This is a genomic window from Arenibacter sp. F26102 (assembly GCF_023015865.1).
Taxonomy (GTDB): domain Bacteria; phylum Bacteroidota; class Bacteroidia; order Flavobacteriales; family Flavobacteriaceae; genus Arenibacter.
On the sequence record NZ_JALKBC010000013.1, the window covers coordinates 43,757 to 58,890 of the forward strand.

Here is a 15,134-nt window from a genome sequence, read left to right on the forward strand (position 1 = left end):
CTTAATACCGGAATAAGATGTGCACTACTACGGTCCCCAGGAAACCTTAAACAAAGGGTATGGCCTACAAGTAGACTACTCTACCACATCACCTTCCCAGTTCATAAAACCACCTTCCAAATTAAAGGCGTTCTCAAAACCCAATTTATTCATAATGGCGCATGCCTGCCCACTGCGTTGGCCAGACCTACAATAGACATAATAGTTTTTTGTTTTGTCCAATTTCTCCAATTCGGCAACAAATTCTTGACCTAGGTATATATCTATATTGGTAGCCTTAGGTATGTAGCCTTCCTCTACTTCTTCCGGAGTCCTTACATCCAGCAAAAAAGCATTGTCGTCGCTTTCCAATTGTTCACTCCATTCCTCTTGTGATAAATCTGCCATTTGTTTTATTATTTAGTCCTCAAAAATAATGTATTACAAAAAATCATCCAATAATTGAGGTATAAATATGTAAGGAACCTTATAGGTTAAATAAACCTACCTATTTTTTCTCCTTGTACGTTCCGTTTAAATATTTAACAAATTTTTATAACCAAGGTTATTGTAGCATTCAATTAAATACATACATTTGTATATACAATTGTTGTAGCGACATGAATGTAGAAAAAATTATTAAGACCGAGAAACAAATTCCTATAGCAAGTAGGACCCTTATACATTTAAGTCTGGTGGAAGCCAAGATTAATGAAATCATGACCACAGCGCTTAAGCCACACGGTGTGTCCCTTCAGCAATTTAATGTGTTAAGAATTTTAAGGGGACAAAAGGGCAAACCCGCGAATCTATCGACGCTGAACGAAAGGATGGTAACCAAAATGAGCAATACCACTAGGTTGGTAGACAAGTTGATCTTAAAAGGATATGTGGATCGTGTGGTATGTCCAAGCAATCGCAGGAAGGTTGAAATAAATATTACAGTCCAAGGAGAAAGCGCATTATCCGAAATGGATACCGCCCTGAAAGAAGCAGAGGAAAAGTTATTAAACAACTTTACCGTGGAAGATTTAACCGCTTTAAATGTGCTATTGGATAAATTTTAGTGAACATAAAAACGAATACAAATAATTATTAAATTCAAAACATGAATACATATATTGAAAATTTAAATTGGCGCTATGCCACCAAAAAATTTGACGCTTCTAAAAAAGTGTCCGAAAAGGATTTGGAAAATTTATTGGAAGCTACGTCCTTAAGTGCCTCATCATATGGTTTGCAACCTTATGAAATTCTAGTTATAGATAATACGGACATCAGAAGCAAGTTACAACCTGCCGCCTGGGGACAGTCCCAAATAACAGAAGCCTCGCATTTAATTGTTTTGGCCAACCAGTCCACTTTTGGTGAAGAATTGGTAGATGATTATTTGGACAATGTAAGCGAAACCAGAGGTGTTCCTGCAAACGACCTGCAAGGGTATGCAGATTTTATGAAGTCAAAATTAATGCCGTTATCCGAATCGTCCAAAGCTATTTGGACGGCGAGACAGACGTATATAGTACTTGGGAATTTATTATCCGCAGCGGCCGACCTAAAAATAGATACATGTCCTATGGAGGGTTTTGACAGCGCCCAATTCAATGAAATTCTAGGGTTAACCCAAAAAGGACTTAACGCAGCTGTCCTTGTTGCAGTAGGCTACCGTTCCGAAGAGGACAGTACCCAGCATTATAAAAAAGTCCGCAAATCCAAAGCAAATTTAATTACACATATATAAATAGAAACTCTAACAAACATTATTTAAAATTCAGAATTATGAGAAAAATTGCATTAAGTTTAGTATTAGCCACATTTACAGGTTTAACCGCCATTGCTTCTACTCCCGTGGACAAGGAAATTAAGGAAGTAAAAACTGATGAAAGCACCGTTACTTGGAAAGGATATAAAGTTACTGGTTCCCATCATGGTACGATTGCATTAAAAGAAGGATCCTTAATTTTTGAAGGTGATAAATTATCCGGAGGAGAATTTGTAGTGGATATGCCAACATTGGTTTCAAATGATTTACAAGGGGAATACAAAGGGAAGTTGGAAGGTCATTTAAAATCTGACGATTTTTTTGGTGTCGAAGCACATCCTACTTCCAAATTGGTTTTCACTACCGTAAAAGCAACTGGAAAAAATTCATATGAAGTTAAGGGAAATCTTACCGTAAAGGGAAAAACAAACCCTGTAACCTTTGATATCTCTGTTTATGGAAACAAGGCAACGGCCACTATGAAAGTTGATCGTTCATTGTACGACGTTAAATACGGATCTGGAAGTTTCTTTGATAATTTAGGGGACAAAACCATTTATGATGAATTTGATCTAGTAGTAGATTTGGTATTCTAAATGCAATCACATAGCCATGTTTAAAACCTCACAATTGTGGGGTTTTTTATTTTTTACGTAACACAGGTTTGTAAATTTAAAATTCCTTCTTATATTTGGCCTTCAATGAAGAACATGGTATCAAATACTTGGTGGTGGAGCAACTTACGAACAACATCGTGAGCAAAGCATCATTGTAGTATAACTATATAAAAGGCTTGTCATCACGACAAGCCTTTTTTTCGTTTATCATAGAAATCATAAGCCCTAATGGCACCTAGTAGCAACAAACAGAATTATCATGAAATACCAATTAGTTTCGCATCATAAAAAAATACTTGCAGACACCATTACCCCTGTTAGCGTTTATCTAAAAATTAGGGATCGTTTTCCAAATAGTATCCTATTGGAAAGTAGTGACTACCACGCCAATGACAATAGCTTTTCCTATATATGCTGTAACCCTATCGCTTCCATAAAGGTGGAAAATGAGACTGTCATTAAACAATTTCCTGACGGCACTACGGAAGAAACCAACATTACGGAACACACGGACATCCCTGGAATTTTACATGATTTCAGTAAAAAATTTGATTCCCAGAACAACAACTTTAAGTTTATCAACAATGGCTTGTTCGGATATATGGCCTATGATGCGGTTCGGTATTTTGAGGATATAAATATCTCCAAAAAAAGTAATAGTTTCTCCATTCCGGATATCTATTATGCCATTTATCAAAATATAGTGGCTATAAACCATTTTAAAAACGAAGCCTATATTTTTGCCCATTGTTATGAATCCGAAAATAACATTGGGGAAATAGAACAGATACTCAACGCCAAGAATTTCGCTTCCTACAATTTTTCCAAAGAGGGCAAACCAGAATCCAATTTAAAGGATGAGGAATATATGGAACAAGTGGAACTTGCCAAAAAACATTGCAACAGAGGGGATGTTTTTCAACTGGTATTGTCCAGAAGATTTTCCCAAGAATTTAAGGGAGATGAGTTCAATGTATATCGTGCCCTACGTTCTATAAACCCTTCACCCTATTTATTTTATTTTGATTATGGTGATTTTAAAATTTTTGGAAGTTCTCCGGAAGCCCAATTGATCGTAAAAGAGGGCAAGGCTGAAATTCACCCCATTGCAGGAACTTTTAAAAGAACGGGTAATGATGAACAGGATGCCGAGTTGGCCAAGAAACTAAAAATAGATGATAAAGAGAATAGCGAACACGTTATGTTGGTTGACCTTGCCAGAAACGATCTAAGTCGCAATGGAACTATGGTAAAGGTGGAAAACTATAGGGAGGTTCAATTCTTTTCCCATGTAATCCATTTAGTATCCAAGGTAACCGGACAAAAGAAAAAGGATATCCCAACTATGAAAGTGGTTGCCGACACCTTTCCTGCCGGTACCTTAAGTGGTGCACCTAAGCATATGGCCATGCAACTTATTGAAAAATATGAAAAAACCAGTAGGGGCTATTACGGCGGGGCCATAGGATTTATGGATTTCAATGGCAATTTTAACCACGCCATTATGATCCGGACCTTTTTAAGCAAAAATCATCAATTACATTACCAGGCCGGAGCCGGTTTGGTGGCCGCTTCAATTCCTGAAAATGAACTTCAGGAAACATACAACAAATTAGGAGCCCTGACCAAGGCACTTGAAATAGCGGAAAGTATATAAAAAACGCCCATTAATTTGTCTTTTCCTAAAAGAGGCATTTGCAAGAACAATATAAAATGTTCAATAGAGAACGTCAATAGTATGAAAGAGAATACAGATAATAAAACAAATACCAACTCCTTGGACAAAGGCCAAGGAAAGTCCATATTGGTAATAGACAATTACGATAGCTTTACCTACAACCTGGTACATTATTTGGAAGATTTGGATTGTATAGTAACTGTTAAAAGAAATGATCAAATAAGTCTGGAGGAAATAGATGGTTTTGACAAAATCGTTCTTTCACCAGGTCCTGGTATCCCTGACGAGGCAGGTCTACTCAAAGAAATTATAGCCATGTACGCACCTACAAAAAGTATATTTGGGGTATGCTTGGGACAACAGGCCATTGCGGAGGTCTTTGGGGGTTCATTGGTTAACATAGACCAGGTCTACCACGGTATAGCCACCAAAATAGATATTGTAAAGGATGATATTTTGTTTGATGGATTGCCTAAGGAAATTGAAGTGGGACGCTACCATTCCTGGGTAGTTAATCCAGACCTACCAGAAGTATTGGAAGCTACTTCTTTTGATGAAAATGGACAGGTCATGTCCCTGCGCCACAAAATATATGACGTAAGTGCCGTACAATTTCACCCAGAGTCCGTATTGACTCCCAATGGAAAAAAAATATTGGAGAATTGGGTAAAAAACTAAAAGCAATTAATGGGTACGAACTATTAATTTTCTTTAAAGCCTTATCAACAACAAAATATAAAAACCGAGAATTACAAGTGCTCCGTACTTATGTCTCAACACCTTAGAAATAATGAAAGATATTCTAAACAAACTGATCAATCACGATGTGCTTCCAAAAGAGGATGCCAAACAGGTTTTGGTCAATATTGCCAAAGGAGATTACAACACAAGTCAGATTGCCGCTTTTTTAACCGTTTATATGATGCGTAGTGTCACCATAGAGGAATTGGAAGGCTTTAGGGACGCACTATTGGAACTTTGTTTGGCGGTGGACTTATCACATTACAACCCAATAGACCTATGTGGTACAGGTGGTGACGGCAAGGATACCTTCAACATTTCTACCTTGGCCAGTTTTGTAACGGCCGGGGCCGATGTTAAAGTAACCAAACACGGCAACTATGGTGTATCCTCCAAATGTGGCAGCAGTAATGTAATGGAGTTTTTGGGAATAAAATTCAGTAATGATGCAGGATTTCTAGAAAAATGTATAGATGAGGCCGGCATTTGTGTACTGCATGCTCCACTATTTCATCCCGCCATGAAGAATGTAGCTCCAATCCGTAGGGAACTAGGTGTTAAAACTTTCTTTAATATGTTGGGGCCCATGGTGAATCCCGCCTTTCCCAAGAACCAAATGGTTGGAGTTTTTAACCTAGAGCTGGCTAGAATGTACGGTTACCTTTATCAAAAGACCGATAAGAATTTTACGGTTTTGCATGCCTTGGACGGTTATGATGAAATTTCATTGACAGGAAATACAAAAACCATTACCAACAAAGCCGAAGGAATGTTAAAGCCTTCCGATTTTGGCGTGGAAACCATTTTGGCGTCGGAAATAGTAGGTGGGGATAGTATTGAAGAATCCGCTCAAGTTTTTCTCAATGTTTTACAAGGAAAAGGCACCACTCCACAAAATAATGTAGTCTGTGCCAATGCTGGTATTGCCATAGCCACAGTTAAGGGAATAAGTCCTAGGGAAGGCTTTGAGCAAGCCAAGGAATCCTTGGTCAGCGGAAGAGGGTTGGCAGCCTTAAAAAAATTACAGGCGTTAAGCCAATAACAAATAATAAATAAACCGCCCAGCACAGACTGGCGTTATAGTACCCATGAATATACTGGACAAAATAGTTTTGGATAAGAGAAAGGAAGTAGATTTAAAGAAATCGATTATCCCGGTTTCCCAATTGGAAGCTTCTGCATTGTTCAACAGAACTACCGTTTCATTGGCAGATGCCCTTAGAAATAGCAATAGTGGAATAATCGCTGAGCACAAACGCAGGTCCCCGTCCAAATCGGTCATCAACCAAAACAATAGTGTTTCGGATGTTGCGGTCGGCTATGAAAATGCAGGTGCCTGCGGTATGTCCGTTTTAACCGACGGAAAGTATTTTGGAGGTTCTTTGGACGATCTACTATTGGCAAGGGCATCTGTTCAAATGCCTTTACTTCGCAAAGAATTCATCATAGACGAATATCAACTTTTGGAAGCCAAGGCCTATGGTGCAGATGTAATTTTATTAATTGCGGCCATATTGACAAGGGCCGAGATAAAAGCCTTTTCCGAATTTGCCAAACAGTTACATTTGGATGTATTGTTGGAAGTTCACAACGAAGAAGAATTACAAAAATCCATTATGCCCAGTTTGGACATGCTGGGTGTAAATAATCGAAATCTAAAATCGTTTGAAGTAAGCCTTGATACCAGTAAAAAATTATCCCCTTTAATTCCTGACGATTTTGTGAAGGTTTCGGAAAGTGGTATAAGCACCATTGAAGCCATTCAAGAATTAAAACCCTATGGATACCAAGGATTTTTAATAGGTGAGAATTTTATGAAAACCGATAATCCTGGAGAAAGCGCCTTACATTTTATTAAATCGATTAAATAACAAAATAGCCATGAAACTGAAAGTGTGTGGTATGAATTTGAATACTTTGGAGGTAGCCACCCTATATCCGGATTATCTTGGTTTCATATTTTGGAAACCCTCCAAACGGTTTAATGAAGGAAACATTCCGCAATTACCACCGTCCATTAAAAAAGTAGGTGTTTTTGTAGATGCTACTATTGAGGAAGTTTTAGAAAAAATTGAAACCTTTGGCTTGGATGCGGTTCAATTGCATGGAAAGGAAAGTCCAGAATTCTGCAGCAGCCTTAAGAGGTTTATCAATGACCGTACAAAAGCTTTGGGGGCGGCAAACCTTAAAATCATAAAAGTGTTTTCTATAAAGGACGATTTTGACTTTGGCGTTTTGACTCCCTACGAAGAGGTATGCGATTATTATCTTTTTGACACCAAAGGAAAATTGCCCGGTGGCAATGGCTACACCTTTAGTTGGGAGGTCCTGAAAAACTATCACTCCACCAAACCATATTTCCTAAGTGGTGGAATAGGCTTGGACGAGATTGAAAAAATAAAGGAATTTAAAAAAAGACCGGAATCAAAATATTGCCATGCCATTGATGTCAATAGTAAGTTTGAATTGGAACCGGGCTTAAAGGATATAGACAAATTAAAGGAATTTAAAGAAGTATTGGGAATTGGGTAGTTGGAATACAATACTCGATATTTGATACCCTGTACTGAATACTAGATTATAAAATCATGAATTACAACGTAGACGAAAAAGGTTATTATGGGGAATTCGGAGGAGCATTTATTCCTGAAATGCTCTACCCTAATGTTGAAAACCTTAGGCAGCAGTATCTAATAATAATGGCTGAGCCTTCCTTTAAAAAGGAATTTGACCAGTTACTGAAGGATTATGTAGGCCGGCCTTCACCTCTGTATTTTGCTAAACGTTTGTCCGAAAAGTACAACACCAAAGTTTATTTAAAGCGCGAAGACCTAAATCATACCGGTGCCCATAAAGTTAATAATACCATCGGGCAAATATTAATGGCCAAACGCCTTGGCAAAACAAGGATTATAGCGGAAACAGGTGCTGGTCAACATGGTGTGGCAACAGCAACGGTATGTGCCCTTATGGGAATGGAATGTATTGTGTATATGGGAGAAATAGATATTGCCAGACAGGCTCCCAATGTTGCCCGTATGAAAATGCTTGGAGCAGAAGTAAGGCCAGCACTATCCGGAAGCAGAACCCTTAAGGACGCCACCAATGAAGCAATCAGGGATTGGATCAACAATCCAGTGGACACCCATTATATTATTGGATCTGCTATTGGCCCCCACCCCTACCCCGATATGGTAACAAGGTTTCAATCCATTATTTCTGAGGAGATAAAGTGGCAGTTGAAAGAGAAGGAAGGCAAGGAAAACCCAGATTTCGTTGTGGCATGCATAGGTGGCGGTAGTAATGCGGCAGGCACCTTCTACCATTTCCTACATGAAAAGGAGGTAGGTATTATTGCTGTTGAAGCTGCAGGAAAAGGTGTGGATAGCGGTGAAAGTGCGGCAACTTCAGTACTTGGGAAAATGGGAATTATTCATGGATGCAAAACCCTGTTAATGCAAACCATAGATGGGCAGATTACGGAACCCTATTCCATTTCCGCAGGACTGGATTATCCAGGGGTTGGACCAATGCACGCGCATTTATTTAAAACAGGAAGAGCCGAATTTATTGCGGTAACAGACGATGAGGCCATGCAGGCCGGGATGGTATTGTCCAAATTGGAGGGAATTATACCCGCCATAGAGTCCTCACATGCCTTTGCCATTTTGGAAACCAGAAAGTTTAAACCTGAAGATGTAGTAGTTATTAACCTTTCTGGCCGAGGTGATAAGGACTTGGACACCTACATTAAATATTTTAAACTGTAAGCCTCTTATACATTCCTACCAAGGTGGAAATGCAAAAAAAAATAAAGTTAGAATGAATAGAATACACCAAAAACTACAGGCAGATAATAAAATATTATCCATATACTTTACTGCCGGTTACCCATCTTTGAACGATACAGTCAAGATTATTCAAGATCTTGAAAAAAACGGAGTTGATATGATCGAAATTGGATTGCCCTTTAGCGATCCATTAGCCGATGGGCCCACCATACAGGCCAGTTCTACCCAAGCCTTGAAGAATGGGATGACCACCTCGCTATTATTCCAGCAGTTAAAAGATATTAGAGAATCAGTTTCCATACCCTTAATCCTTATGGGATATTTCAATCCTGTTCTACAATATGGTGTAGAAGATTTTTGCAGAAAATGTCAGGAAATAGGAATAGACGGACTTATTTTGCCCGATCTGCCATTGGACGTGTATCAGGAAAACTATGAAGCAATATTTAATAAATATGGCCTTGTAAATGTTTTCTTGATTACTCCACAAACCAGTGATGATCGTATCGATCAGATCGATGCTGCTTCGGACGGTTTTATCTATATGGTAAGTTCTGCAAGTGTAACAGGTTCCCAAGATGGTTTCGGTAATAATCAGGAAACCTACTTTCAGCGCATTGCGGATATGAAATTGAAAAACCCACAGGTAGTTGGTTTTGGAATAAGTAATTCAGAAACCTTCCAACAGGCAACCAAACAGGCCAAGGGGGCCATTATTGGCTCGGCCTTTATTAAATTTTTGACGCAAAATGGTGTTGACAAAATTGGGGATTTCGTGAAGGGAATTCGAAAATAGACATATGGAAATTATAAATAATTGGAAAATAGTTTTGCTGTTGTGCCTTGCCCTTGGTCTGGCACCTTATTTTCCGGAACCCCATATCCTAGGTAAGGTAAAATGGATATTGGGCAGCGCTACCGGAATGAAACCCATGGACTGGTTTGATGTTCTTCTACATGGATTTCCGTTTGTTTTGCTAATTAGGCTATTGGTCATAAAAGTCCTTAAAAAATAAGTTACTCCCTCCTTTATACCGTGTTTTGGGATTCCTGCCTGCGCAGGAATACATTAAAAAAAACATTTAGTTCCCTTCAACAATAATTATACAGATTGAAAAAGGCAAACTTCCATAATATCAGCTTTACTTCAATAATTACATGATCGGTTACTAGTTGCCTTTATTCACGCGATGTCATTCCTGCGCAGGCAGGAATCCAATGGTCTACAATTATTTATGGACCGCCTATTTTAATTAACCATAAAGCAGATTGTTTATCCAAATTTAACATCTACCTTTAATATAGCAAACCATTAATTATCCGCTCCTTGAATACCTTAAAAAAGTAGTTGCCCCCTGAATAAGATGAATTTCTAAATTGTCATTAATAAAAATGTCATGAAATCAATTCGCTTACTTCTTGCATTACTACTTGTCAGCTCCGTTTTAGTGGGACAGACTAAAGAATTCTCCAAAGATTATTTTTTACAAAAAAGCAAAAAACAAAAGACCACTGCTTGGATATTACTTGCGGGTGGAACGGCCATGATCGTTGGTGGGGGAACATTATTTGACAACAATTATTATGGTGGGTCCAACAGTGGCGCGGACATAGGCGGTTATATAATGTTGGCAGGAATCGTAGCCAATGGGGCCAGTATTCCCTATTTTATCAGTGCCGGTAAAAACAAAAAGACAGCCATGTCCATTACATTTGATTATAAACCAATTTATTTATCCAGTGATAACTTGGTTGCAACCCAAGGGTATCCGACGATGTCCCTAAAAATTAAACTTTGAGCCTTAACATTCCCTAACAAAGGTTTAATAGGGCTTTAACGTCATTTTACGGATAGTTTTATTAAGTTGGAGGTGAACCTTAAAACTTAATAAGAATGGGAATTATGAATGATAAGAGAAAGTTTAAAAGAAAAGTACAACAATCCAATCCTACCAATCCCACTGGGAATACCAATGTAGATAATAATACCTTTGACATTGAAAAGGAAACTATAAAAGATCAGCAGAACAAGCATTAAAATATGCTGAGCAACCCCACAAACTATAGTTTGATGGAATTCTACTAGAAAAATTTTTTATACTGCAAAACCCTGAAATCGATCGTATTGAATTCAGGGTTTTCGTCTTTCATCCTTTTATATAACTTCAAGCTTCCAACTGCCCTGTTAGCTGCCCCTGAAGGTGCCGTTAAGGAGACTGTTTTAATTATTCTCTTCTTGTTGACCTTTATCTTTACTGGGATTCTTGACGAAATATCCAAATTGGAAAATGGTAGAACGAACTGATGTATACGGGGTACCTCATTGGAAACCGATTCCAAGCCAATTCCCTGTTCCTTCAGATATTTTCTAAAAAAATACTCGGGACCATTTTTACTATTTCCTCCCGTAAACAATAGGGTATCCACTTTAGGACACTGTTCTAAATATCCCAACATATCCCTCAATACAATGTTTTCCATCCCCAAATCCGAAGCATCGATCTTGGAACGTTGCGCACTTTGCACTATATCGCATATTCCTATTTTGCGTTCCTTTAAAAAACCTATTCGTTGTTGAATGGCCTTTTCCGTAGTTTCAAAATCTAAATTGAGTCCAAAAATTCGATCTAAAATGGGCCACAATTGGCCATCCCGGCTACCGTAACAAAAATTAACATCCCCCTCCTTTAAATCACCAGTAGTAAATCTGGGCGGTGGCAAGGTTCCTACTATCAACTTGGTGACATCCTTGAATAAAAAGGGTTCATATGGATGTGTATGAAGAAACATTGTTTTGTGGACTTAAGGAATTACACCGTTTTTTTGAACTTACAAAGGTAATGGCCTAAAACAAAAAGTTGCAGGGAATACCCGAAAAATTCGGATCACCCCTGCAACAATACTATAAAGCAAGAATAGCTTTGCTATTATTTCAATACTACTACCAAATCCTCTGAATTCACCAAAGTTCCACCTTGTAACAGAACCCTATCCACAACACCCTCTTCCGTGGCGGTAACTGTTGTTTCCATTTTCATGGCTTCAATAACAAATAAGGGCTGGTTCTTTTTCACCTCTTGGTTCTTTTTCACCAATACATTGGACAACAATCCCTGCAATGGGGCGCCAATCTCCTTGGCGTTGGACGTATCCGCCTTAAGGTTTTCAACCTTATCTACCTTAACGGATTTATCCTTTATAATTACATTTCGCAATTGTCCGTTTACCTTAAAGTATATACTAACATTTCCTGCTTCATCAGGTTCCCCCTTGAGCATAAGCGAAACAAGAATATTTTTACCCCTGTCCAACTCTACAATGATCTCTTCCCCGATTTCCATCCCATAAAAGAAATTCTTAGTAGGAATATTAACTACATTACCATACTTCACATGATGATTATAGGCATCGGTAAAAACTTTTGGATATAATTTATAGGATAAGAAATCGGTAATAAGCAATTCCCGTCCCATTCCTGAACTAAATTTTCTTTTGAAGGCATTAAATTCCTTATCAAAATCTATAGATTCCAAATGTGCATTGGGTCTATCTGTAAACGGTTTTTCATCCTTCAGTACAATTTTCTGCAGCTTAGCGGGGAAACCACCAACGGGTTGGCCCAATTCTCCTTTAAAAAAGCCTATTACTGATTGGGGAAAGGAAATGCTATCACCCCTTTCCAAAACATCCTCTGCCGTAAGTCCGTTACTGATCATATATTGAGCCATATCCCCCACCACTTTGGAACTAGGAGTTACTTTTACAATATCTCCGAACAGTTTATTTACTTCACCGTACATTTTGGTAACCTCTGGAAATTTGTCCTCTAACCCCAATGCTATCGCCTGCCCTTTTAGGTTGGAATACTGTCCTCCGGGTATTTCATGGCTGTACACCTCTCCAGTACCCGATTTTAATCCGGACTCAAAAGTATAATAGTAATTACGTACGGTTTCCCAATAATTGGAATACTCAGCCAGTTTATCGGTATTCATAATATTCTGGCGCTCGTTAAAACGCAACATCTCCACCACCGAATTGAAATTGGGCTGGGAAGTAAGCCCGGACAATCCGCCCAAAGCAACATCAACTACATCCACTCCAGCTTCAATTGCCTTCAGATACATGGCCGCTTGTGTAGAAGAGGTATCGTGGGTATGAAGATGTATCGGAATATTGATCTCTGATTTTAAAGCTGAAATCAATTCGTATGCCGCATAAGGTTTTAAAAGTCCAGCCATATCCTTAACTCCCAAAATATGTGCTCCCGCATTTTCTATGTCCTTGGCCAATTGCACATAATATTTTAAGTCGTACTTTGTTTTGGAAGGATCCAAAATGTCCCCTGTATAACAAATGGAGCCTTCGGCCAGACCCCCAGTTTTGGTACGTACATATTCAATACACGGAGCAAGGGATTTCATCCAGTTGAGCGAGTCAAATATTCGAAACACATCCACTCCGGACTTATAGGATTCCTCTACAAACCGCTCTATTAAATTATCCGGGTAAGCAGTATAACCAACACCATTGGAGCCCCTTATCAACATCTGCAATAATACATTGGGCATTGCTTTGCGCAATAGCTCCAGACGCTCCCAGGGATTCTCCTGTAAAAATCTAAGGCAGACATCAAAGGTGGCACCTCCCCAGACCTCCATACTAAAAATTTCCGGGTGGTTCTTGGCATAACCCTCGGCCACTTTCAACATATCCACTGTTCGCATACGCGTAGCCAACAAACTTTGATGGGCATCACGCATGGTAGTATCTGTAAAATGGACCTTTTTTTCATTCTTAAGCCATTGTGAAAATTGTTCCGGACCCAATTCCGTTAAAAGATCCTTTGTACCCTTTGGATAACCTTCGAACTTAGCAAAAGAAGGAACTTTTGGTTTGGAAAAAATATGATCCTTATCCAATTTCTTCACATCGGGATTCCCGTTAACAATAACTTCTCCTAGAAACTCTACCAATTTATTGGCACGGTTCCTTGGCTCCACAAACTTGAAGAGTTCTGGTTCGTTCTTAATAAAATTTACGGTAACCTTGCCTTCCCTAAAAGTAGGATGCTTAAGGATGTTGTCCAAGAAGGCCATATTGGTCTTAACACCACGGATACGGAATTCTGCCAATGCCCTTCGCATTTTTCTGCACGATCCGTCCAAAGTTCTACTGATAGCGGACACCTTGACCAGCATGGAATCGAAAAATGGCGATATGGCCACCCCTTGATAAATACTACCGGCATCTAGCCTAATGCCTAATCCAGAAGCACTTCTATATGTTGTAACAACTCCATAATCCGGCTTAAAATCATTCCCAGGGTCCTCTGTGGTTATTCTACATTGTAATGCATATCCGGTAACCACTACAGAGGCCTGATCTTGGATTTTTATTTGTTTATCGGATAGTTTATATCCCCCTGCTATAAACAGTTGTGCTTTTACCAAGTCGATGTTAGTGATCATTTCGGTCACTGTATGCTCTACCTGTATCCTTGGGTTTACTTCAATGAAATATATACTTCCATCATCATCCACCAAAAATTCGACCGTTCCAATATTGTTATAGTCTACGGCCTTGCAAATATCAATGGCATATTTGTATAGATTATCCTTTGTTTCCTGCGGCAGTCCAATGGAAGGAGCAAACTCTATAACCTTCTGATAACGGCGTTGTACGGAACAATCACGTTCATATAAGTGTACTATGTTGCCATGGGTATCGGCAACGATCTGAATTTCTATATGTTTGGGGTTTTCCACAAATTTTTCGAGGAAAACTGTATCATCACCAAATGCGTTCAGGGATTCCCTCTTTGCCTCAGGAAACCCTTTTTTAAGTTCATCCTCCGTACGGATAACCCTCATACCACGCCCGCCACCACCGGAGGCAGCTTTAAGCATTAATGGATAACCGATTTCCTTTGCTTCCGAAAGCGCAATATCAATAGTAGTCAAATCCTTATCACTACTTCTTATAATTGGAATATTGTTGGCTACTGCAACGTCCTTTGCAGTTATCTTATCCCCTAAAGCCTTTAAAACCGATACCTTTGGGCCTACGAAAATAATACCGTTGTCGTCGCATTTTTGGGCAAATCTGGCATTTTCGGACAAGAAACCATATCCTGGATGTATGGCATCCACATTATTGTCCTTAGCAACCTTGATAAGAGCGTCCATATCCAAATAGGGCTTTAAGGGTTCATTGTCCTCCCCTATCTGATAACTTTCATCTGCCTTATAACGGTGCAGGGAATAGCGGTCCTCGTAAGTATATACTCCTACCGTCTTAATTCCTATTTCTACACATGCCCTAAATATGCGAATGGCAATCTCTCCTCTATTTGCTACTAATACCTTTTTTATTTTCAACCTATTACGTTTTTAGAATTACTCAATTTAACATAATTTTACAATTCTACAAACTTAGCATATTAGGGCTAGGTCGCCAATACGTAAAAAGTTTATCTTTCAAGAAATTTGTTACAAATCAAAATTAAGGGTAAAAAAGTAGTTTATTCGAAACTTGACAATGACCTATTTATGTTCTAACTTTAA

16 protein-coding genes are annotated in these 15,134 nt (G+C 38.8%); 13 read left to right on the forward strand and 3 right to left on the reverse strand.

The window, feature by feature from the left end; translation table 11 throughout:
- Nucleotides 1–75 precede the first annotated feature (75 nt).
- A complete protein-coding gene (locus MWU78_RS16805) occupies nucleotides 76–387 on the reverse strand; it encodes a rhodanese-like domain-containing protein (protein ID WP_246999829.1) in 312 nt (103 codons plus the stop codon).
- A 212-nt stretch (nucleotides 388–599) separates the two neighbouring features.
- Here MWU78_RS16805 and MWU78_RS16810 point away from each other — a divergent pair, with 212 nt between their 5' ends.
- The 13 genes from MWU78_RS16810 to MWU78_RS16870 all read left to right on the forward strand — a co-directional run bounded on the left by MWU78_RS16810 (nucleotide 600) and on the right by MWU78_RS16870 (nucleotide 10,606).
- Nucleotides 600–1,046 carry a MarR family transcriptional regulator gene (locus MWU78_RS16810; RefSeq protein ID WP_246999830.1) on the forward strand — a complete coding sequence of 149 codons (447 nt, stop codon included), beginning with the start codon at nucleotides 600–602 and terminating at the stop codon, nucleotides 1,044–1,046.
- A gap of 41 nt (nucleotides 1,047–1,087) precedes the next feature.
- Entirely contained in the window at nucleotides 1,088–1,720 is a 633-nt protein-coding gene (locus tag MWU78_RS16815) for an NAD(P)H-dependent oxidoreductase (protein WP_246999831.1), read from the forward strand.
- Between the two features lie 38 nt (nucleotides 1,721–1,758).
- On the forward strand, nucleotides 1,759–2,337 hold the full coding sequence (locus MWU78_RS16820; protein WP_246999832.1) for a YceI family protein: 579 nt from the start codon (nucleotides 1,759–1,761) through the stop codon (nucleotides 2,335–2,337).
- Between the two features lie 280 nt (nucleotides 2,338–2,617).
- A complete protein-coding gene (locus MWU78_RS16825) occupies nucleotides 2,618–4,015 on the forward strand; it encodes an anthranilate synthase component I family protein (protein WP_246999834.1) in 1,398 nt (465 codons plus the stop codon).
- A gap of 81 nt (nucleotides 4,016–4,096) precedes the next feature.
- Nucleotides 4,097–4,714 (forward strand): aminodeoxychorismate/anthranilate synthase component II, encoded by a 618-nt coding sequence (locus MWU78_RS16830; protein WP_246999836.1) that lies wholly within the window; start codon nucleotides 4,097–4,099, stop codon nucleotides 4,712–4,714.
- A gap of 112 nt (nucleotides 4,715–4,826) precedes the next feature.
- Nucleotides 4,827–5,819, forward strand: coding sequence for an anthranilate phosphoribosyltransferase (trpD, locus tag MWU78_RS16835; RefSeq protein WP_246999838.1), 993 nt, complete (start codon nucleotides 4,827–4,829; stop codon nucleotides 5,817–5,819).
- A gap of 46 nt (nucleotides 5,820–5,865) precedes the next feature.
- Nucleotides 5,866–6,648 (forward strand): indole-3-glycerol phosphate synthase TrpC, encoded by a 783-nt coding sequence (trpC, locus tag MWU78_RS16840; RefSeq protein WP_246999840.1) that lies wholly within the window; start codon nucleotides 5,866–5,868, stop codon nucleotides 6,646–6,648.
- 10 nt (nucleotides 6,649–6,658) lie between these two features.
- Nucleotides 6,659–7,309, forward strand: coding sequence for a phosphoribosylanthranilate isomerase (locus tag MWU78_RS16845; protein ID WP_246999842.1), 651 nt, complete (start codon nucleotides 6,659–6,661; stop codon nucleotides 7,307–7,309).
- A gap of 56 nt (nucleotides 7,310–7,365) precedes the next feature.
- Complete coding sequence (gene trpB, locus MWU78_RS16850; protein ID WP_246999844.1) at nucleotides 7,366–8,547, forward strand: tryptophan synthase subunit beta; 1,182 nt, start codon at nucleotides 7,366–7,368, stop codon at nucleotides 8,545–8,547.
- Nucleotides 8,548–8,599: 52 nt separating this feature from the next.
- Nucleotides 8,600–9,364 (forward strand): tryptophan synthase subunit alpha, encoded by a 765-nt coding sequence (gene trpA, locus MWU78_RS16855; RefSeq protein WP_246999846.1) that lies wholly within the window; start codon nucleotides 8,600–8,602, stop codon nucleotides 9,362–9,364.
- Nucleotides 9,365–9,368: 4 nt separating this feature from the next.
- The gene (locus MWU78_RS16860) at nucleotides 9,369–9,584 is read left to right on the forward strand and encodes a hypothetical protein (protein WP_246999848.1); all 216 of its coding nucleotides are present in this window, start codon (nucleotides 9,369–9,371) and stop codon (nucleotides 9,582–9,584) included.
- 381 nt (nucleotides 9,585–9,965) lie between these two features.
- A complete protein-coding gene (locus tag MWU78_RS16865; protein WP_246999850.1) occupies nucleotides 9,966–10,367 on the forward strand; it encodes a hypothetical protein in 402 nt (133 codons plus the stop codon).
- Between the two features lie 95 nt (nucleotides 10,368–10,462).
- On the forward strand, nucleotides 10,463–10,606 hold the full coding sequence (locus MWU78_RS16870) for a hypothetical protein (RefSeq protein WP_246999852.1): 144 nt from the start codon (nucleotides 10,463–10,465) through the stop codon (nucleotides 10,604–10,606).
- A 44-nt stretch (nucleotides 10,607–10,650) separates the two neighbouring features.
- Here MWU78_RS16870 and MWU78_RS16875 read toward each other — a convergent pair whose 3' ends face one another.
- Nucleotides 10,651–11,358, reverse strand: coding sequence for a uracil-DNA glycosylase family protein (locus tag MWU78_RS16875; RefSeq protein WP_246999854.1), 708 nt, complete (start codon nucleotides 11,356–11,358; stop codon nucleotides 10,651–10,653).
- A gap of 137 nt (nucleotides 11,359–11,495) precedes the next feature.
- The gene (locus MWU78_RS16880) at nucleotides 11,496–14,948 is read right to left on the reverse strand and encodes a pyruvate carboxylase (protein ID WP_246999864.1); all 3,453 of its coding nucleotides are present in this window, start codon (nucleotides 14,946–14,948) and stop codon (nucleotides 11,496–11,498) included.
- Nucleotides 14,949–15,134: the final 186 nt, after the last annotated feature.